Below are 508 nucleotides of genomic sequence, written 5' to 3' on the forward strand. Positions count from 1 at the left end.
GTAATTGACCAGTTCCGCCCAGCTTGAGTCAGATCTTTGTTCTCTGTCTGAAGGTCACGCACATCATTCCAATTGTAGTACTCTTCATCCGTCACGTTGAACAGACCTGCTCGCAACGTAAGATCTTTAATAGGTTTGTAGTACGCGGTGATATCTACAACCGTAGCAGCAGAGATAGGCAACACTTTATCGTCATTTATGTCGCTTTTGTCTTTAGAAGCTGTGTAGTTAATGGTTAACGTGGTTCCCCAGTTTTGTTCTGAATCGTAATTAAAACCAGCGACAAGGTTCCAAGGGTTAACACTGTTTAGTGGATTATTGTTTCCATCTTCACCTTCCGTATACGCCGCTGCTACACGAGAGCTAAAGCCTTCGATTGGCATGAACTTGTTCCACGAAAGTTGGTTTGAAAACTCAATACCTTTAATTGTCGCTTTGCCTATATTCACGTACTGCTGAATCGCAGGGTCAGTCACTGGCGTCCAAGTGCCAGAGACGGTTTTACTTT

At 43.7% G+C, this 508-nt stretch carries 1 protein-coding gene; it reads right to left on the minus strand.

Features of this window, described 5'->3' with window-relative positions:
• Positions 1-508: TonB-dependent receptor domain-containing protein (locus R7040_RS30230; protein WP_318098158.1), on the minus strand; the 508-nt coding region annotated here is incomplete at both ends.

It is taken from the genome of Vibrio sp. 1069 (genome assembly GCF_033340555.1).